At 72.9% G+C, this 18879-nt stretch carries 16 protein-coding genes; 7 read left to right on the top strand and 9 right to left on the bottom strand.

Annotated elements, in window-relative coordinates; translation table 11 throughout:
* Positions 1-333: 333 nt before the first annotated feature.
* Entirely contained in the window at positions 334-1275 is a 942-nt protein-coding gene (locus ACIO9K_RS08775) for a nitrilase-related carbon-nitrogen hydrolase (protein WP_400328065.1), read from the bottom strand.
* Between the two features lie 177 nt (positions 1276-1452).
* Between ACIO9K_RS08775 and ACIO9K_RS08770 the strand changes: the two genes are divergently transcribed.
* From ACIO9K_RS08770 to ACIO9K_RS08755, 4 genes are all read left to right on the top strand, one after another.
* Entirely contained in the window at positions 1453-2454 is a 1002-nt protein-coding gene (locus ACIO9K_RS08770; RefSeq protein ID WP_363586164.1) for a LacI family DNA-binding transcriptional regulator, read from the top strand.
* Positions 2455-2676: 222 nt separating this feature from the next.
* A complete protein-coding gene (locus tag ACIO9K_RS08765; RefSeq protein ID WP_400328043.1) occupies positions 2677-3990 on the top strand; it encodes a cytochrome P450 in 1314 nt (437 codons plus the stop codon).
* A gap of 169 nt (positions 3991-4159) precedes the next feature.
* Complete coding sequence (locus tag ACIO9K_RS08760) at positions 4160-5032, top strand: HEAT repeat domain-containing protein (protein WP_400328041.1); 873 nt, start codon at positions 4160-4162, stop codon at positions 5030-5032.
* A 77-nt stretch (positions 5033-5109) separates the two neighbouring features.
* On the top strand, positions 5110-5466 hold the full coding sequence (locus ACIO9K_RS08755) for an immunity 51 family protein (RefSeq protein WP_363586167.1): 357 nt from the start codon (positions 5110-5112) through the stop codon (positions 5464-5466).
* Positions 5467-5676: 210 nt separating this feature from the next.
* On the opposite strand, the gene ACIO9K_RS08750 is transcribed toward ACIO9K_RS08755, so the two are convergent.
* Positions 5677-6501 carry an SAM-dependent methyltransferase gene (locus tag ACIO9K_RS08750; RefSeq protein WP_400328039.1) on the bottom strand — a complete coding sequence of 275 codons (825 nt, stop codon included), beginning with the start codon at positions 6499-6501 and terminating at the stop codon, positions 5677-5679.
* A gap of 307 nt (positions 6502-6808) precedes the next feature.
* Between ACIO9K_RS08750 and ACIO9K_RS08745 the strand changes: the two genes are divergently transcribed.
* Together ACIO9K_RS08745 and ACIO9K_RS08740 are read left to right on the top strand one after the other, a co-directional pair.
* The gene (locus ACIO9K_RS08745; protein ID WP_400328037.1) at positions 6809-8302 is read left to right on the top strand and encodes a leucyl aminopeptidase family protein; all 1494 of its coding nucleotides are present in this window, start codon (positions 6809-6811) and stop codon (positions 8300-8302) included.
* A complete protein-coding gene (locus tag ACIO9K_RS08740) occupies positions 8299-9999 on the top strand; it encodes an AbgT family transporter (RefSeq protein ID WP_363619736.1) in 1701 nt (566 codons plus the stop codon). Before ACIO9K_RS08745 ends, ACIO9K_RS08740 begins: the two co-directional genes overlap by 4 nt.
* A gap of 18 nt (positions 10000-10017) precedes the next feature.
* On the opposite strand, the gene glsA is transcribed toward ACIO9K_RS08740, so the two are convergent.
* The 3 genes from glsA to ACIO9K_RS08725 form a co-directional block, all read right to left on the bottom strand.
* Complete coding sequence (glsA, locus tag ACIO9K_RS08735) at positions 10018-11262, bottom strand: glutaminase A (RefSeq protein ID WP_363619738.1); 1245 nt, start codon at positions 11260-11262, stop codon at positions 10018-10020.
* A gap of 76 nt (positions 11263-11338) precedes the next feature.
* On the bottom strand, positions 11339-11641 hold the full coding sequence (locus tag ACIO9K_RS08730) for an SHOCT domain-containing protein (RefSeq protein ID WP_363586172.1): 303 nt from the start codon (positions 11639-11641) through the stop codon (positions 11339-11341).
* A 46-nt stretch (positions 11642-11687) separates the two neighbouring features.
* Positions 11688-12110: a DUF6325 family protein gene (locus ACIO9K_RS08725; protein ID WP_400328034.1), complete on the bottom strand. Its 423-nt coding sequence runs from the start codon at positions 12108-12110 to the stop codon at positions 11688-11690.
* 365 nt (positions 12111-12475) lie between these two features.
* Between ACIO9K_RS08725 and ACIO9K_RS08720 the strand changes: the two genes are divergently transcribed.
* Positions 12476-13015, top strand: a complete 540-nt coding sequence (locus tag ACIO9K_RS08720) for a hypothetical protein (protein ID WP_363619742.1) — start codon at positions 12476-12478, stop codon at positions 13013-13015.
* Between the two features lie 91 nt (positions 13016-13106).
* On the opposite strand, the gene ACIO9K_RS08715 is transcribed toward ACIO9K_RS08720, so the two are convergent.
* From ACIO9K_RS08715 to ACIO9K_RS08700, 4 genes are all read right to left on the bottom strand, one after another.
* Positions 13107-15929 carry a hypothetical protein gene (locus ACIO9K_RS08715; protein WP_400328032.1) on the bottom strand — a complete coding sequence of 941 codons (2823 nt, stop codon included), beginning with the start codon at positions 15927-15929 and terminating at the stop codon, positions 13107-13109.
* Entirely contained in the window at positions 15926-16060 is a 135-nt protein-coding gene (locus ACIO9K_RS08710; RefSeq protein ID WP_400328030.1) for a hypothetical protein, read from the bottom strand. The genes ACIO9K_RS08715 and ACIO9K_RS08710 overlap by 4 nt, the downstream gene beginning before the upstream one ends.
* 429 nt (positions 16061-16489) lie before the next feature.
* Entirely contained in the window at positions 16490-17428 is a 939-nt protein-coding gene (locus ACIO9K_RS08705; protein WP_400328028.1) for a LysR family transcriptional regulator, read from the bottom strand.
* 132 nt (positions 17429-17560) lie between these two features.
* Positions 17561-18847 (bottom strand): MFS transporter, encoded by a 1287-nt coding sequence (locus ACIO9K_RS08700; RefSeq protein ID WP_400328026.1) that lies wholly within the window; start codon positions 18845-18847, stop codon positions 17561-17563.
* Between the last annotated feature and the right edge of the window lie 32 nt (positions 18848-18879).

Here is an 18879-nt window from a genome sequence, read left to right as displayed (position 1 = left end):
CCGCAGGCGGTCAGGACGAGTCCGGCGCCGACGGCGAGGACGGCGGTGACGAGCAGCGGGTGACGGCGGCGGACGGACATGGTGGCTCCCCGATGGCGGTGCGTGCTGGCTTGCTGGACACCCACCATGACGGTCGGTCGGTGGCTTTCGGTGGCACGCGTGGCGTCACAATCGTCAGGACATCGCGAGGACCGGACTGTGACAATCGGTCAGGCGCGACACCATTGACACCGCGAGCCCCGGGCTCGCCACTTCGCTCGCCTTCAGCCCCGCAGCCCCGCAGTCGGGCCTCCCCGTTTCCTGGCCGGAACCGGGCCGGGGAGGCCGGGGGCGTCAGCGCTGGGCGGCCAGGGGCGCGTAGGCGTCGGGGCGGCGGGTGGTGTTGAAGGGGAAGAGTTCGAGCCAGTCGTGGCGCTGGTCGAGGTCGAGGTCGGCGACCAGGACGGCGGCCTCGTCGCGCGGTGCCCGGGCGAGCACGCGGCCGTACGGGTCGACGATGAACGAGCTACCGTAGAAGGTGAGTTCGCCTTCGGTGCCGATCCGGTTGGGGACGACCATGAAGGTGGCGTTGGCGATGGCGTTGCCGGTGATGACCTGCTGCCACAGCGGCTGGGTGTCGAAGCCGGGGTGGCCCGGCTCGGAGCCGATGGCGGTCGGGTAGACGAGCACGTCGGCGCCGGCGAGGGAGTAGGCGCGGGCGAGCTCGGGGAACCACTGGTCCCAGCAGGTCGGCAGGCCGACGGCGGCGTCGCCCACCTCGGCGAGGGGGAAGGCGTCCTCGCCGGCCGGGCCCTGGCGGAACCAGGTGTCCTCGTAGTAGCCCTCGGTCACGGGGATGTGCAGCTTGCGGGTGCGCTGCACCAGGGTGCCGTCGGGGGCGACGAGGATCGCGGTGTTGTAGCCGAGGCCGTCGGGGCCGTCCGGCCCGTCGGCCTTCTCGAAGAGCGAGGCGTGCACGTGGATGCCGTGCTCGCGGGCGGCGGCCGCGGCGAACGCGAAGGTCGGGCCGGTGCGCAGGTCCTCGGGCTCGACGGCCTGCGGGTGGTCGGACTGGCGCAGCACGGCGAAGTACGGGGAGAGCGTGAGCTCCTGGAGGGCGACGAGGGCGGCGCCTTGTTCGGCGGCGAGGCGGATTCCCTCCAGCAGGCCGGCCCGGTGCTGCTCGGGGTCCGCGTGCCAGCGCTGCTGGACGAGGGCGACCCGCAGGGCGGCGCGCCGGGGCGCGCGGGTGCGGGCCGGGGACGCGGGCGGGTTCAGGGCGGTGATCAGGCGCATGGCGGGTCCTCGGGTCATCTCGGGTCATGGTGTCGGGAGCAGGCCGAAGCCGTGCCGGAACGTTCCGGCACGGGTGACCCTAAGCGTTGCCGGAACGTTCCGGCAAGGGGGTGCGAGGAGCATCGCAGGCGCCCGGACCACGGGTGGCCTCCGGTTCTGCGTCTAGACTTCCGGGCTGTGACCAGCCGATCCGTGACCCTGTTCGACGTGGCCCGGGCGGCCGGGGTGTCCAAGAGCACCGCCTCCGACGCCCTCCTCGGATCCGGCCGGGTGGCCGAGGCGACGCGTGAACGCGTCCAGGCCGCGGCCCGAGAGCTCGGCTACCGGCCGAACTCGGCGGCGCGCAGCCTGCGCCGCTCCAGCACCGGGGCAGTGGGCCTGTACCTGCCGCGCACGGCGACCCGTCTCGACTACTACATGAAGCTGGCGTTCGGCGCCGTCGAGCGAGCCCGCGAGGACGGCCTCGACGTGGTGCTGCTGGCCCCCGGGAAGGCGGCGGAGGGCGGGCTGGCCGCCCGGGTCGACGGGCTGATGGTCATCGATCCGGAGGTCGACGACCCGGCCGTGCCCGGTCTGCTGGCCGCCGGCGTACCCGTGGTCACCGGGGAGCGCTACCTCGGAGGCGGGGCCGCACCCAGCGGATCGGTGGTGTGCGACAACGCCACCTCGCTCGCCGCCTTGCTGGACCACCTCGCGCAGCGCGGCGCACGCCGCCCGGCACTGCTGGCCCCCGGCCCGGGATCCGACTGGGCGGCCGCCCTGCGGGCCGCCGCCGCCGACTGGACCGGGCGCCACGGCGTCGAGGTCGCCGTGCGAACGGTCCCGTTCGCGGCCACGCCGACCGAGGCCGAGGCCGCCACCACGGACCTGCTCGCCGGCACCCCGGGCCTGGACGCCGTGGTCTGCGCCCCCGACGGCGCGGTGCCCGGCGTGCTGGCAGCCGTGGCCCGGGCAGGCCTGCGGGCCGGAACCGAGGTGCTGGTGGCCGCCTGCGTCGACGGCGCCGCGGCACGCGGGTCGAGCCCGCAGGTGACGGCGGTGGACCTGCGCGCGGCGGAGTACGGCCGCGAATGCGCGGCCCTGCTCAGCGACCTGCTGTCGGGCGCGGCGGAACCGGGCGTGGTACGGACCCACGCCTGGGAACTCCACGTCCGGGCTTCCACCGCCGGTCGCGGCTGACACCGACCCGAACGGATACCGACCCGAACGGATACCGACCCGAACGGACACCGACCCGAACGGACACCGACCGCGGCCCCGGACGACGACCGGGCGTCCTCGTCTCCGGGGTCGGGGGCGAATGCATTCGTTCGGGTGGATTGGCACCGATAGCGGCAGGTGGGGCGCGGTCCGGCCGCCATGATGCCGTCACGGAACGACCACCCGTTGGGAGCGCTCTCCATGACGACGCAAGGCCGGACCACCACCGAGTCCGGCGACGAACCACTGGACCTGGCGGATCAGGAGCTGGTCCGCGATCCGTTCACCTCCTACGCGCACATCCGCGAACGCGAGCACCTGGTGCGGGGCCGCGTCCGAGGCGTCGACCCCATGTGGGTGGCGACCCGCCACGACGACATCCGCACGATCATGAGCGATCCCGACTTCACCATCGACGCCGCGACCGTCCCCGGCGCGAAGGTGGCCCACCGCACCGAACAGACCTGGCAGGCCCGCGGCATGTACGCGGGCCACGAGAAGTACCTGCGCGCCGGGATCTTCGACTCGGACGGCTCCGACCACCGCCGTCTGCGCGGCCTGGTCGCCGCCGCGTTCTCCCCGCGCCGCGTGGCCGCGCTGCGCCCCCGGATCGAAGCCATCGCCGCCGACCTGCTCGACCGCCTGCCGGACCACGCCGAGGACGGCGTCGTCGACCTGATCGAACACTTCGCCCGACCGCTGCCCATCACCGTCATCTGCGAACTCATCGCCGTCCCCGAAGCCGACCGCGACCGCTGGCGGAGTCGCAGCGCCACCCTGGCCGCCGGCACCTGCGGCGAGGAACTGGGCGACGCGCTCGCCGGCATGGTCGCCGACGCCCACCTCCTCGTCGGCCTCCACACCGCCGACCCGGGCGACGACCTCATCTCCGAACTGCTCGCGCCCCACCACGACGACCGCCTGAGCACCGACGAGCTCGTCTCGCTCATCACCAACCTGGTCGTCGCCGGGCACATCACCACCGTCAACCTCATCGCCAACAGCACCGAAGCGCTCCTCGCCCACCCCGACCAGCTCGCCCTGCTGCGTGAGGACCCCGCCCTCATGCCGCACGCCGTCGATGAACTCGTGCGCTACTGCGGGCCCGTCGTGCGTGCGCTGCCCCGTTACGCCACCCGCGACACCACCGTCGGCGCCACCCCGGTGTGCGCCGGAGAAGCCGTCCTCCCGATCGTGTCCGCGGCCAACCGCGACCCCGCCGCCTTCGCCGACCCCGACCGCCTCGACCTCGGCCGCACCCGCCACAGCAGGGAGCCCCACCTCGGCTTCGGACACGGCGCGCACCGCTGCCTGGGCGCGCACCTCGCCCAGGAGGAGGCCGTCGTCGCCCTGGCCGCGCTGTTCAGCCGGGTACCCGACCTGCAACTCGCCGTCGACCCGGGGCACCTGCAACGCGGCACCAACCCGCTCAACTGGCACCTGAAGACCCTCCCCGTACGCCTCCAACCCCCGAGCCGCACGGCGCCGACCAGGAACGAGGCACACCCGGCCTAGCCGGCAGAGAACGGCAAGGGCAACGCGCGCAGTGTCCCCGAGCAAGGCGCGGAGGTGAGTGGCCGGGAAGTACTCGCACACGACGGAATGTTGAACGCCCGGGCGGCCGCGAGAGACTGTCCGGGCACCTACCGCGACCCGCTGATCCACCGAAAGCCGGCTGACTTCCATGGACTTGACCACCGACGGGATCGACAGCCTCCTCGCGCGCTACATGCACGGGGACGGCGGCGCCCTGGAGGACCTGGTGGCTGCCGGACCGGTGAGCCTTCGCCGACTCCTCGACGTGTTCGCGGGCCGGGCGGAGAAGAGGTGGGACCTGGCGGAGATCGTGAGCCGCGACCGGGACGAGTACCGGCGCCCCGCCTCGCTGCAGGTACTCCTGGCGGAGGCTCTCCCGGACGGGTTGTTCGACGCGCTGGCGGACGACCCCTCGCTCGAATCGCTGCTGGCCCGTGAGACGTTCGCACATGTCAGGGACCCGCGGACGGTGCCGTTCCTGGAGCGCCAACTTCGTTCCGGTAGCCCGGAGTTCCGTCGAAGGGCGTTGCTCGGTCTGGCAGAGAACGGGTCCGCTGAACACACGGAGGCCGTCGTCGGGTGTCTGGCGGACCCTGCGATGCGGTCCGAGGCGGTGGAGACGCTGGCCCGGCTGGGCGATGCCCGCGCGGTCGGGCCGTTGCTGCGTGAGCACCTCGCGGACGACTCCGACTTCGCCCGGCGCGCCGGAACGGCTCTGGACCTGGTCGAGCAGCGCATCGGTGGGCCGCCGACGCCCCCGGTCTGGCGCGAGCTCGGGCCGGTGGAGTTCGTGGTGACGCCCAAGATGGGCGTCCCGTGGTGTGTGACAGAGGTCCTGGTGGTGCCCGGACAGACGGTCCGGGGGGGTGAACTCATGGCCGCCATGGAGAACGACGCGCTGAGCAACGACCTGATCGCCGACTGGCCCGGCACGGTGACGGAGGTCCGGATCGCGGTGGACGACGAACTGCCCGAGGAGATCGTCGCCCTTGTCGTGCAGAGTCGCAGGCGGGTCGGGTAACGGGAGTTGACGATCCGGCAGTGCGGCCCGGGAGCCTTCGTCCGCCGCTGTCGGACCCCGCCGCTAAGGTCGGTCCCATGACTGATCGGACGACCTACGCACCCCTGATCCTCTCCGCCTACGACCACGAGCCGGAGTCCTACTACCTGATGCTCACCGACGACGCCATGGTCGCCGTCGAGGACGAGTTCGAGGCCTGCGGCCAGTACGGCAACGGGTACGGCTGGGCGGGCGTCGCCCGGGCCGCGGTGCTCGCGCACGCGCCGGAGGTGTCGGAGCGGCTGACCTACGATCCCGAGGCGGGGATGTTCATCGCCCGCAGTCGGGACCTGGACGCTCTGCAACGCCTCGCCGCGCTCCTGAGTCAGGCGTTCCACGACCGCGCCCGGCTCGCCGAGTTGATACGCGGCGTCGATCCGGACGACTTCGACTGACTGTCGGCCGGGCGCCTCCCGGCCTGCCGCGGGGTGGGGGACGACCCGCGCGCCGGGCGGCACCCGTACGGCGGCTGCGGCTGACACGTTCGGTCCGCCTGCACCGGAAGCCGTCGGCGACGTCGCGGAGCCGACGCGACAGCGGTTGCGGCGATGGCGAAACGGGATCGTGGAGGGACCGGTGTACGGGGCGCGCGGGCCAACAGCCGGCTACGGCTTGCGGGCCAGTGCGCAGGAGATCAGCTGTTCCCACACCGTCGGAGCGGGCCTGTCCACGCCGTTCCCGGTGCCGTCGTCGTCCGGCGCGGGGTCCGGCCGCCACAGGGAGCAGGGGGCCAGGCCCGGTTCGAGGAGCTCAAGGCCGTCGAACAGGCCGGTGATCTCCTCGTCGGTGCGCCAGCGGCCGCGGCCGAAGCTGCTCTGCAGCTTCTGCTCCATGAGCCGGGTCTCCTCGTTCCCGCCGGAGCGGAAGTGGGAGATGTAGACCTGACTGCCCGACGGCACCCGGTCCACCCACCAGCGCGCGAGCTCGGCGGGGCGTTCGGCATCGGTGAGGTGGTGCAGCACGGCGCTGAAGACGACGCCCACCGGCTCGTCGAAGTCGATCAACTCCTGTAGGCCGGGGTCGTGGTAGAGCTCCTCCGGCGCGCGCAGGTCCGCCCGGATCACGGTGGTGCGGTCGTCGGCGGCCAGCAGGGCCCGGCTGTGGGCGACCACGACCGGGTCGTGGTCGACGTAGACGACGCGCGCGTCCGGACGGTGCCGCTGGGCGACCTGGTGCACGTTGTCGGCGGTGGGCAGACCGCTGCCCATGTCGACGAACTGGGAGACGCCGTCGCGGGCCATGGCCTCCACGGCGCGAACGAGGGCCCCGCGATTGGCGAAGGCCATCGCCCGCGAACCGGGCAGGTCCTTGATGAAGAAGTCGCCGATCTCGCGGTCGACGGCGTAGTTGTCCTTGCCGCCGAGCAGATAGTCGTAGACCCGGGCGATGCTCGGCTTCGACTGATCATCCTCTGTGCTGCGATCGGTCACGGCAGCCGACTCCCCGTCCCTCGGACCAGTGCGGCCTCAAGCCTAGGGTGTGCCTTCCCACCCCCGCCTGCGCGCCGACGCCGGTGCGCCGGGCGTTCGTGCGTTCGGGGGCACAACGCGTGGCGTGTCCTGGAAGCGCCCTGACCGTGCGTCTTACTGGGGAGCGGCTGCTGGGACCGGCGGCCTCTGGACCGCCGCCCCAGCAGAGGAGAGCACAGTGGCGCAGAGCATGGCAGCCCTCGATCTCATTCCTTCGTGGAGCCGCGTTCCGAGGGTTGACGTCGCGCCGGCCCGGGATCCGGAGGCGGTGCGAGATCCGGAGGCGGTGGGGCTGCCGGTGGTCCAAGGGGCGGTGGCGGTGCCGGCGTGGATCGGGCTGGGCCCGGGGGCCGTGGAGGCCGCCGGGATGACGGGGGCGGCGGGCCGGGTGCTGCTGGTGCCCCGGGAGGACGGGCCGGACGTCGTGCTCTACGGGACGGGGCCGGAGGGTGCGGCAGGTCCCGATGTGCTGAGGGACGCCGGGGCGGCCGTGGCGCTCGCGGTGCCGGGCCGTTCGCGGCTGGCCGTCGTGGTGCCGTCCGGGGCGGGTGCGAAGCCGGCGGAGGCGGCGCAGGCGTTGGTGGAGGGGGTGCTGCTGGCCCGTTACGGCTTCGATCCGCTCAAGCGCGAGCCGTCCGGCACGGCGCTGGAGGCTGTCACGGTCGTGGCGGGTTCGGACTCGGACTCGGACTCGCGCGAGGCCGTCGAGCGGGGCGTCGAGCGCGGGGTGTGGCTGGCCCGCGCGACGATGCTGGCCCGGGACCTGGCCAGCGCGCCGCCCAGCCTGCTGACCGCGCCGGACCTGGCCGAGGTCGCGGTGCGGCTCGGCGCGCAGTGCGGCCTGAAGGTGGAGGTGTTCGGGCAGCGGGAGCTGGAGGAACTGGGTTGCGGCGGCCTGCTGGGCGTGAACCGGGGCGGCGTGGACGAAGCCCGCATGGTCAAGCTCACCTACCTGCCCTCCGGCGCCGGTGACGGGACGCCCCGGCTGGCCCTGGTGGGCAAGGGCATCACCTACGACTCCGGGGGCATCAGCCTCAAGCCCGCCGACGCCGTGCACGCGACGATGAAGAACGACATGTCCGGTGCAGGGGCGATCCTGGCGGCCCTGTGCGTCCTGGCCGGGCTCGGCTGCCGGACGGCCGTGACGGGCTACCTGATGTGCACGGACAACATGCCCTCGGGCTCGGCGCTCAAGCTGGGCGACGTGCTGTGGATGCGCGGCGGCACGAGCGTGGAGGTGGTCAACGCCGACGCGGAGGGCCGCCTGGTCATGGCGGACGCCCTGGTCCTGGCCGGCGAGGAGCCGGGGGACGCGATCGTGGACATCGCCACCCTGACCGGCGCGTGTCTGCGGGCGCTCGGCGCCGAGACCGCGGGCGTGTTCGGCAACGCCCAGCCGCTGGTCGACCAGGTCCTGGACGCCGCCGCCCGCACCGGCGAGCCGGCCTGGCAGCTGCCGCTGTCGCGGCGCTACCGGCCGGAGCTGGACTCGGAGGTGGCGGACCTGAAGAACATGGGAGGCCCCAACGGCGGGGCGATCCATGCCGCGCTGTTCCTGGAGGAGTTCGTCGCCGGCCGCCCCTGGGCGCACATCGACATCGCCGGGCCGGCCCAGAACGACAAGCCGAGCGGCTGGCGCACCAAGGGCTGCACCGGCTTCGGCGCGCGCCTGCTCGCAGAGCTCGCGCTGGCCTTCACCCCTCCGTCGACGGCCGCGCGGACCGACTCCACCCGCTCGATCAGTGAGGAGGCCGGCCGGTGAGCGCGCTCGCCCACGCCCAGGCCGACGGCCCGCAGGACAAGAGCGCCACCGCCTCCGGGAACGGAAAGTCCGGCGGCGGGTCGGGGCGCGTCCTGGACGCCATCGAGAAGATCGGGAACAAGGTCCCGCACCCGGCCATCATCTTCCTGCTGCTGTGCGTCCTGGTGATCGTGCTGTCGGCGGTCCTGGCCGCGTTCGACGTCCACGTCACCAGCGAGACGGTCAAGTCCGTTCCCTACCCGGCCACGCAGGTCCACGAGGGCGGCACCGAGTACGCGGGCACCCACCTGCCGCCGGAGTCGACGTACACCCACCACTACGAGACCGTCGTCGAGACGACGAAGGTCGAGAGCCTGCTGTCCGGCGACGGCGTCCGGTTCCTGTTCACCTCCGCGGCGCACAACTTCAACGACTTCGGCGTCGTCGCGGTCATCCTCGTCATCATGGTCGGCGTCGGGCTCGCGGAGGAGGCCGGACTGATCGCGGCCGTGATCCGACGCCTGGTCAGGATCTCACCACCGGAGACCCTCACCGCGATCATCGTCTTCGCCGGCATCCTGTCCAGCATCGCCTCCGACGCCGGCTACCTCGTCCTCATCCCGCTGGGAGCGGTCGCCTTCATCAGCGCGGGGCGCCACCCCCTCGCCGGGATCGCCGCGGCCTTCGGCGGGGTCAGCGCGGCCTTCAGCGTCAACCTGCTCATCGCCCCGATCGACGGCATCATGACCGAGATCACCAACCAGGCGATCAGGCTCGTCAACCCCGGGCAGTCCCTCAACCTGACCGCGAACTACTACTTCGCGATCGGCTCCACCCTGTTCCTCACCATCGTCATCACCTTCATCACCGAACGCATCATCGAACCCCGCCTGGGCCCCTGGCAGCCGCGGGACACCGCCGCCGTCGCGGACAGCGAGGAACCCCCCGTCGACACCGCGGCCGAGGCCCGGGGGCTGCGCTACGCCGGCCTCTCGCTGATCGCGCTCGTGGTGGCCGTCACGCTGCTGGCGTTCATCCCCGGCGCGCCGCTGCGCAACCCGGAGACGGGGAGCCTGTTCGAGGACTCGCCGTTCATGGACGGCCTGATCGTCATCATCATGATCGCGTTCCTGGTGATGGGCTTGGCCTTCGGCGCGGGCGCGAAGACCCTGCGCGGCAGCGCCGCCGCGATGGACGCGATCACCAAGACCTTCGCCGGGCTCGGCGGCCTGATCTTCCTGCTGCTGATCATCGCCCAGTTCATCTCGTACTTCAATTACAGCAACATCGCCACGGTGGTCGCCGTGCAGCTCGCCGACCAGCTGGAGAGCGCGAACATCGGTGCGATCTGGCTCCTGATCGCCTTCATCCTGCTGACCTACGTCATCAACCTGATCATCCCCGGGATCATCCCCAAGTGGGCGATCTTCGCGCCGATCTTCGTGCCCCTGTTCATCCGCCTCGGCGTCGCGCCGCAGACCGTGCTGGCCGCCTACCGGGTCGGCGACTCCCCGACGAACGTCGTCACCCCGCTGATGGTCTACCTGCCGTTCATCGTCCTGCAGTGCCAGAAGTTCAGGAAGCAGGCCGGTGTCGGCACCGTCATCTCCCTGATGATCCCCTACACGGTCGTCGTGGCGGTGGCCTGGCTGCTGTTCTTCGTCGCCTGGTACGCCATCGGCATCCCGATGGGGCCGGGCGCGCCCGTCAAGCTGTGAACGCGTGCTTGCCGGTGCTCACTCGGCTCTCTCGGCTCTCTCGGCCGGGGTGTCGCTCCGGTCTGCGGACGGCCTTCGGACCAGGCCCGCGGGGTCGACGAAGCGCACCGTCGTCCGGGCCCGGAGCCCGGCGGCGCAGTCGGCCAGCAGCCTGCGGGCGATCGGGCGCACGGCGGTGACGTGGGAGAGGTCGACCGTGACCAGCGGCCGGGGCTGATCGCGGGCCAGGCGACGGACGCAGTGGACGATCTCCTCGGCGGCGGCGAAACCGAGGTCGCCCAACAGCTCCAGGTGGTGCGCGCCGTGGTCGGTGCGCACCACCTGGAGCGGTGAGCGCGCACGCTCGGTGTGCCGCAGGACGTGCAGGCCCAGTTCGGCGGACAGCTCCCGCAGGACGGCGCTCGCGCGGACGCTGTTGCCCCGAGGGTCCAGCGGGGGACTGAACACGCCGACGCCGAACTGGCCGGGGCCCACGGCGCAGACCCCTCCGCCGACGCCGCTCTTGGCCGGCAGGCCCACCCTCAGCATCCATTCCCCGCTGTGGTCGTACATGCCGCAGGTGGCCATGACCGACAGCGTCGCGCTCGCCGCGTCGGCGTCCACGACGCGGCGCCCGGTCACCGGGTTGCGCCCGCCGTTGGCCAGCGTGGCGCCCATGACGGCCAGGTCGACGGCGGTGACCTCGATCGCGCACTGGCGGAAGTACACGTCGCAGGCCTGCTGGGCCGGGCGCTCCAGCACACCCTGGGAGAGCGTGAGGTAGGCCAGCGCCCGGTTGCGGTCCCCGGTGGCGGCCTCGGACCGGTAGACGTCCTCGTCGACCGTCAGCCGGCGGCCGGCGAAGCCCGACAGGGTGTCGCGGATCCGTTCGAACGCGGCCTCGCAGTCGCCGCCGATCAGCGCGGTCGTCACGATCGCCCCGGCGTTGATCAGCGGGTTCGCCGGACGCCCGGTGCCGGCCTCCAGACTGATCGCGTTGAACGGCTCCCCGCTCGGCTCGAACCCGACCCTCCTGGCCACCTCGGCCAGCCCCAGCTCCGACAGTGCCAGCGAGTACACGAAGGGCTTCGAGACCGACTGGATCGTGAAGGCGGCCGACGCGTCACCGGCCTGATAGGCGTGGCCCTGGACGCTGACCATGGCGAGGCCGAAGGCGTGCGGGTCGGCGCGGGCGAGTTCGGGGATGTAGCGGGCGACGTCACCGGCGGTATCGGCGCGGTGCCGTTCGACGAGTTCGGCGAGCACCGCCGCCACGGGCTCCATCACCGCACCACGGCGGCGCAGCGCGCGGGCCCGGTCGGGCCCTGCCCTCGTGCGGGCGCCGTCCGGCGGAGGGGGTTCACGAGGTGAGGAGGCGTTGCTTGGCCGCCGTGAACTCGTCGTCGGTCAGCATCCCGCTCTGCCGCAGTTCGACGAGGCGTTCGAGCTGGGCGAGCGTCTGGTCGTTCGGCGCGGCGCCCGGCACGGCCTGAGACGCGGGTGCGGGCGACGGCGGTGCCGGGGCCGCCTGCGCGGTGGCCTGCTGGTGCCGGGCGGCGACCCTGCTCGACACGGACGTGGCGGTCCCGGCGATGACGGCGGTGCGGGCGGCGGTGCCGATGAGCCCCGGGCGTCCGCTGCGCGACAGACGACGGCCGATCATGACAGCTCCTTCTCGGAGTCCGGCTCCCCTTTTGGAGTCCGATCTTTCAGAGACCGATCGCGGCGAGGTCGGCCGCCACCACGGTGTGCGGCACGTGCTCGCGCGTGACCAGGACCCCGTCCGCGTCGTCGAGTGCCCGCAGCAGCGGCGCGGCCCAGCGGTGCTCCCAGACGATGATCGCCGCCGAGCACCCCGCCGGGATCTCGTCGCAGACGCTGGCCAGGTCCTCGTCGCTCAGCAGGCCCATGATCTCGCCGTCCAGTTCGGCGAACACGGCGGCTTCGTCGCTGTCCAGGGCGTCGAGTTCGAGGACGCGGACCGTCCCCCGCTCGTCCCTCTTGATGAAGGTGAGGTCGAGGATGCGGATGATCCCCTCGGAGGTCAGGCGCTTGAGCTCCGGCAGGATCGCCCCCCGGAACCGGTTGCCCGGGAAGGCCATGACGGCGTACTCGACCGGTCCGACGTCCATGGCGCCACGCCCCTTCCGCATCGCGTCCCGCCCGTACCCTCATCCTCCGCCGCCCCGAGCGCCGCCGCGACCGCGCGGACGGCTCACCCGTACTGATGACGTACTGAGGGCGCGCTGTTGACGAGTGGAACCGGATCGCCGGGGGCCGCACCACCTCCCCCGGCGTTCCGCCGTACCACCGGGACCTGCGGAAAGCCGCCGCGGACGGGTGAGCGCGGGCGGCCCGCCGGGGCGTGGGCGAGGGGCGGAAACGGGCGCCCGGCCGCAACGGGGAGCGGTACCGTCGGGCGGGTGACCCGACCGGCCGAAGAACCCTGCGACCGGACCCGCCGCGCACCCGCCGCGGCCGTGTGAGAAGGAGTCCCGTGTCATCGCCTTGTGACCCCCGATACGCCGCCGTCGGCGATGTGAGCACCGCGCTCATGATGATCGACTCCCGGCTCAAGGCCGTCTACGACGGTAGGACCGGGACGGACCCCGAACAGCAGCGGCTGGTCGACGAGTTCGCCGCATCCGTGGGCCCCGAAGAGTTCAACGCGCTGCTGGACGGCGCGTGCACGCTCATCTACCTGTTCATGAACTGGCTGCGGTCGGCCTGCGAGGAGCACGACAAGGACGTCATCGAGCACGTGGTGCCCACCCTCGTGGCCACGATGCGGATGATGCCCAGGACCTTCCGCCCCGAGGTCATCCCCACCATGGCCGGCCTGGTGATCGCCGCGGGCAGCGGCCTGAGCCCCAACCTGTGGCGCGCGCAGTACGGGCCCTGGACCGACGCCGAGATGAACCCCCTGGAAGCCACGGCCACCCTGCTCGCGGAGCACGTCAACCGGGTGTCCGGCGACGACCACGACTTCGCCACCCGCCTGATCACCGACGCCCTGTCCAAGCTGGACCAGGACTGAGGCGCCACCGCGTGCCCTCGACCACGGGGTCGAGGGCCGGTCATCCGGTCATCCGGTCATCCGGTGATCGCGGAGAGCCGCCGTCGCGGTGTCACGACTGTTCCCCCGCCCGCAGTTCGGTGGCGATCTGGCGCCGGCCGGCGACCAGCGTCTCCAGCACCACCCCGAGGCCGACCAGCAGGGCCAGGCCCGCGGTGGGCAGCAGCACCGGCATCAGCGCGGGGGTGACGACCTCCCCGACCCTGGCACCGACCAGGGTCGAGATGTCGAACGCGCCGCCCAGCAGGGCGACCGCCGCCACCGCGACCAGCCCGCCGCCGACGGCGGCCGCCAGGGTCTGCGGCAGCGCCTCGGCGACGATCAGCGCCAGCCCCTGGCGGGGCCGCAGGCCCATGGTGCGCAGCCGGGCGAGCACGGCCGTGCGGTCGGGCGCGGCCCGGAACAGCGTCAGCAGCACCGCGAGCAGGGCGAATCCGGCGCTGGCGGCACCCGAGTACCGGAACAGCCGCCCGGCGGCGTGCTGCAGCGGGTCGTCGCCGAGCTCGGCGACGGTCTCCCGGCTGCTGTGCACCGTGTATCCCGCGGGCAGACCGCGGACGGCCTTGCCGACGGCCGCGGCGTCGTCCGCGATCATCTTGGCCAGGCCGGTCGGCCGGACCCCGCCGTTGTCCCGCAGTGCCGTCCTGACCCCTTCGGGGTCGATCTCGCCGACGGCGAACCACTGGTTCACCCGCTTGGCGTCCGGCAGCCGCTCCCAGGCGGGGCCGGCGGGAACGACGGCGAACGGCTTGCCCGGGTCCGGCAGGGCGGGGGTGGCGCCGACGGTCCCGGCGACGGCGAGGCGCAGGTCGTTGCCGTTGGGCGTGCGCACCTGGGACGACCCTGCGGCCAGGTGTTCGGCCAGGTCGCGGCTGACCAGCGCGGGCACCGGGGTGTCCCGGCCGCCGGCCGCCCCGGCCAGCTTCGCCGGATCGAACTCGCCGGCCCCGAGGGTCCGGGCGATCTCGGCGTACGCCGCCGGATCGACCACCATGATCAGGTAGGCCTCGGTGTAGCGCTGGTCGGCGCCGACGATGCGGGCGTTGGGCTCGACCCAGGCCGCGGTCGAGGCCCGCACGCCCGGCAGGGCGTCGGCGGCCTTGGTGAACGACTCGGACAGGGTGGCGTAGCCCGGGAGGGAGACGCCGATGTCCCCGCCCGTGGCGATGCGCGCGGCGCGGGTCCGGGCGTGATCGACGGTGTCGAGCACGGTGGCGCCGAAGCCGGTCGTGGTGACGGCGATGACCAGGGCGAGCAGCGGCAGTGCGGAGGGCCGGTGGCGGCCCGAGTCGTCGCGGGCGGCGCGGGCCAGGCCGAGGAAGCCGATCAGGCCGCGGCCCCGGCCGACGAGGGCGGCCAGCCGGCCGACCACCACCGGCTCGATCCGGGCCAGCAGCAGGCCGCCGGTGACGGCGAGCAGGAGCGGGGCGGCCACCAGCAGTGGATCCAGCCCGGAGCCGGTGCCGACGCCCCGGTGCCGGACCTCCGCCACAGCCGCGGCGGTGACCGCGAGGACGGCGAGTTCGCCGACCAGTCGGCGGCGGCCGCCGGCGGGCCGCCGGCGTGCCCACAGCAGGGCCGCGCGGGCCGGAAAGGCCAGCAGCGCGATCAGGGCCGCGGCCAGGGCCGCCAGCACCGAGCGGTCCCAGCGGGGGGTGGGCAGCAGCACCAGGGCGAGGGCCGTTCCGAGCACGGCGGCCGGCAGGACGGTGACCGCACCCTCGGCGATCAGCCGTCGCAGCACCCCGGCGCGGGAGCCGCCGCGGGCCTGGAGCAGCCTGATCTCGGCGGTGCGCCGGTCGGTGGTGAGGGCGGCGGCCAGGAACAGCACCACGGTGGCGACGCCCGCGACGGCGGCCGGGCCGATCGTGCTGAGCGGCAGCGAGGCCTGGTAGCGGTCGTCCGCCCGGCCGAGGATCTCGGGAAGGCCCGAGGAGGTGTGCAGGTCGGGACGCCGGGTCGCGTCGGCCAGGGCGGTGGCGTCGCGCCCGGTCAGGAAGGAGCTGAGGATGCCGCGGGTGCGGTCGAACTGGTCGGCGTGCAGCGAGGCGGCGTCGACGGGCAGCCGCCAGAAGTTCTCGGCGTTCGAACCCCAGCGGGCCATCGCGGGCAGGCTGTCGCCGTCGACGAATCCGCTGGTCATCCAGTGCTCGTGCTCGGGGTCGGTCCTCAGACAGGCGCGGGCCGGGCAGCCGAGCTCCTCCCAGAACGGGTCCTGGGGGTCGTTGACCTGGTAGAGGCCGACCACCACGGTGGTCCGCTTGGCGCCCGAGCCCTCGGTGCCGTTGTCGATGACGTCACCGAGCTTGATGTGGATGCTCTCGGCGGCCTTCTCGCTGATCACGATCGGCAGCGGACCGCCGACGGCGCCGGGGGTCGGCCAGGTGCCGTCGGTGAGGGTGGCCCGGGCGGCCAGGTCGTGCAGGTAGAGCAGGCCGAGGACCGGGTCGGTCCTCCTTTCCGCGAACCGGTCGTACTCCGGATTGCCCATGCCACGGTCGCCCAGGGCGCGGGCGCCGTAGGCCTGGCCCGACTGGGCCAGCGTCAGCTGTCGACCGACCAGCTCGGTGAGCTGCCGCTGCACCCGGTCGAGTTCGGCGGCCTTGTCGTCGTCCCGCGTCTTGGACGTGGTCTGCAGGCTGGTCTGGTTGAGGCCCTTGTGACCGACGAAGTCCTGGAGCGCCGTGTCCGCGCCCCGGTCCGCGATGCGGGGGAAGGCCGCCGCCAGGAAGACGGCGACGAACGCCAGGGCCGCCATGAGCAGCGCGGCCAGCGGGTTCGCCCGCAGCCTGGTGTGGACCCAGCGCGCGGGGCGGTGGGCGGTCCCGGTGGTGGGCGCGGTGGTGGGTACGGTGGTGCCGGTCCGGGGGGTCACCGCTCCTCCACGTGGCGCAGCCGGGTGGCCACGTCCCGACGGCGGCGTCCGATGGGGAAGGCCGACAGCAGCGGGGCGGCAGCCGCCAGCGGCGGTCGCCCGCGCGGTCGGCGCGCGACGAAGCCGAGCATCAGGTTCTCCCCCCGGGAGTATCCCGGCCCACCCCATTGATCCGATCCAGGCACATATCGGCCGTGGACGGACACCCGCGGGTGCACCGGCGCAGTGATCACCGACATTCGGTCGCCGGATAGCGGACGATGCTGTCAGATTCGTTCCGGGAACGGAAGGGATCTGGGCGAATCAAGTAAGCAAGGGCAAATGCCATGCACACCTCACAATTCTGGTATTTGCTGCACTCCTTTGACCAGCGGAAATTACTTTCGCGAATCTTCTGCTCGGGATCGTGAACCCGTGAGCCGCTGCGTCCGTTGGCCCGGGCGACCACCGGCTCGATGGTGGCTCTGGCCGCACCCGTTCCGGAGGAGGTTCGACAGCGATATTCTGTCGCGTTGTCCGAGGAATCCGGGGTTGCGACCGGAAAGCGCGGCCATGCGAGATCACCGGCCTGGGTGGATTCCCGGTGTGCCGATCGCGGGAATGAGCCCAGGCGGTGGAGCGAAGAAAGGCTCGGACCAGGTCTCCTGGCGCAGGAGTTCGAGCAGGGCCGTTTCCGCCGGGCCCGCAGCGTGGCGGACGACGGCGATGACGGGATGGGAGACGGGCGGGGACACCGGGCGCGCGAGGTGCTCGTGGCCGTGGGGCACCGCGGAGGCCGGGACGAGTGTCACCCCCAGCCCGTGGGCGGCCCAGCGTACGGCCGTCGCCGTCTGGGACACCCGGGCGACGGTGGCCGGGGTCAGCCCGTTCTCGAGCAGCACGTCCAGCAGCACGCCGTCGAGCGCGCTGTCGCGGTCGAACCGCACCCACGGCTCCCCGTCCAGGTCGCGCAGCTCGACCCGGTCCGTGGCGAGCAGCCGGTGCCCGGCGCCCAGCACCACGACGAACTCCTCGTCGCCGAGGTGGTGGGCGTCGGCGGGGCTCCGCTCGCACACCGCCATCAGGGCGAGGTCCAGCGTGCCCCGGCGGCCCAGCCGCTCCATCTCGGCGGAGCTCGGCTCCTCGAAGACGGTGACCTCCAGCCGGGGGAAGCGGCGGCGCAGCGCGCCCAAGGCACCCGGCAGTTGCCGGGTGCCGAAGCCCATCTGCACCGCGACCGTCAGCTCGCCCACCAGCTCGTCGGCGCCGGCCCGCGCCGTCGCCCTCGCCCGCCGCGCCGCGCTCACCGCGGCCTCCGCCTCCCGCAGGAACGCGCGGCCGACCACGGTGGGCACCAGCCCGGTCGGCGTGCGGGCGAACAGCTCCACACCGAGCTCCCGCTCCAGGGCGCGGATCTGCTGGGACACCGACGGCTGGGCGACGTGCAGCAGCTCCGCCGCGGCCGTCACCGAACCCTCCTCGGCAACGGCCAGGGCGTACTCGAACTGACGAAGACTCATCGACTCCCGTCCCCTCCCCACGTCGTCCTCGGGTGCACGAGGCGGCGCCCCGTCGCGTCCCAGGTGGACGGGTCCCAGGCTATGAGGTGGTCGACGAGACGCCGGCCGCGGGCCACCACCGGCGGACAGGGCCTATAAGACGAGGGGATCCGGATCCTTCGCCGCCGGATGCTCCTCCGAGGCCGTGGTGCTCAGCGCGCGGGCCTCGCGGTCGAGGGCCAGGTGGAGGCCGACGGCCAGCATGGGAATCGCGGCGAGCACGAACGCCCACTGTATGTCCCAGCCGACCAGCAGGCCCATGGCCGCGATGGAGAGCGGTTCCAGCGTGGCCCGGGGCAGTTCCATCACGCTGCTGACCCGGCCCAGCACGTCCGTCGGGGTCCTGGTCTGGATGAACGTCGGCAGCGCGACGTCGCTGGAGTACGCGACGCCGATCCCCAGCAGGGTGAGCACCACCGCCGCGCTCCACACGCTGGGAAGGAAGCCCAGCAGCACGAAGGCGGTCCCCTCGCAGAGCGTCATCCCGATGATGAGCAGTCCCCAGCGGCGCGGCAGCCCGGTGAAGACCGCGCCGATGGTGCCGATCAGCTGCCCCAGTCCCCAGGCGGACAGCAGGACGCCCAGTGCGAGCGAGCCCTGGGGGAAGGTCTTGGCCAGCGCGGGCAGCCCCACGCTGAAGAGGCCGCTGTAGCTGAGGGCCGCCGCGCCGATCAGCAGGAGGACGGTACGGATCTCCCTGCTGCGTCCGGCGTAGCGGAGCCCTTCGACGATCTCCCGCCGGATCGCCGTGAACGACTTGGCGCCCTCGTCGGCCTCGCCCGCCTGGTCGGACGGTTGTCTGCGGGGTGCGCCGAAGACCGTCAGGGCGGCGAAGAAGAAGGTGAAGGCATTGAGCAGGATGGTGGTCGACGTCCCCACCGCGGCCACGAGGGCGCCGCCCAGGATCGGCCCCAGCAGCCGGGCCCCCTGCTCCCCGAAGCCGACGAGAGCGTTGCCCCGGGCGAGGTGCTCGGGCGGCAGGAGGGAGGGGATGATGCTGCCGGCGGCCGGCCAGAAGAACGCTTCGGCGACGCCGGTGAGCGCGCCGAGGGCGTAGAGGTGCCACGTGCTCACGTGGTCCGTCAGGGCGACCAGCCCCAGCGTGGCGACGGCGAGCCCCCTGAGCGTGTGGGAGCAGAACATGACGGCGCGCGGGGAGAGCCGGTCGGTCACCGCGCCGCCCACGAGCATCAGCACGCCCCGGGGGACGGCCTGGACGAGCAGGATCGTGGCCAGCGTGGTCGTCGATCCCGTCTCGTTCAGGATCAGCCAGATGAAGGCGACCTCGAAGCTGTAGTCCCCCACCAGGGAGACGGTCTCGCCCAGCCACACCCGCCGGAAGGGCCGGTGTTTCAGCGGCTGTCGCACCTTGTCGAGCATCGACTACCTCTCTGCTGTTCCACTTTTCCACG

This window comes from Kitasatospora sp. NPDC087271 (genome assembly GCF_044744605.1).
Taxonomy (GTDB): Bacteria; Actinomycetota; Actinomycetes; order Streptomycetales; family Streptomycetaceae; genus Kitasatospora.
The sequence above is the reverse complement of the archived record's forward strand: the minus strand, read 5'-3'. Positions and strand labels throughout refer to the sequence as shown.

Bases quoted from the DNA above. Each gene is read 5' to 3' on its own strand.
- ACIO9K_RS08755 (WP_363586167.1), top strand. From the start codon at position 5,110: ATGACTGATCGGACGACCTACGCACCCCTGATCCTCTCCGCCTACGAC.
- ACIO9K_RS08700 (WP_400328026.1), bottom strand. From the start codon at position 18,847: ATGCTCGACAAGGTGCGACAGCCGCTGAAACACCGGCCCTTCCGGCGG.
- ACIO9K_RS08710 (WP_400328030.1), bottom strand. From the start codon at position 16,060: ATGCTCGGCTTCGTCGCGCGCCGACCGCGCGGGCGACCGCCGCTGGCG.
- ACIO9K_RS08775 (WP_400328065.1), bottom strand. From the start codon at position 1,275: ATGCGCCTGATCACCGCCCTGAACCCGCCCGCGTCCCCGGCCCGCACC.
- ACIO9K_RS08705 (WP_400328028.1), bottom strand. From the start codon at position 17,428: ATGAGTCTTCGTCAGTTCGAGTACGCCCTGGCCGTTGCCGAGGAGGGT.
- ACIO9K_RS08725 (WP_400328034.1), bottom strand. From the start codon at position 12,110: ATGGACGTCGGACCGGTCGAGTACGCCGTCATGGCCTTCCCGGGCAAC.
- ACIO9K_RS08760 (WP_400328041.1), top strand. From the start codon at position 4,160: ATGGACTTGACCACCGACGGGATCGACAGCCTCCTCGCGCGCTACATG.
- ACIO9K_RS08765 (WP_400328043.1), top strand. From the start codon at position 2,677: ATGACGACGCAAGGCCGGACCACCACCGAGTCCGGCGACGAACCACTG.
- ACIO9K_RS08730 (WP_363586172.1), bottom strand. From the start codon at position 11,641: ATGATCGGCCGTCGTCTGTCGCGCAGCGGACGCCCGGGGCTCATCGGC.
- glsA (WP_363619738.1), bottom strand. From the start codon at position 11,262: ATGGAGCCCGTGGCGGCGGTGCTCGCCGAACTCGTCGAACGGCACCGC.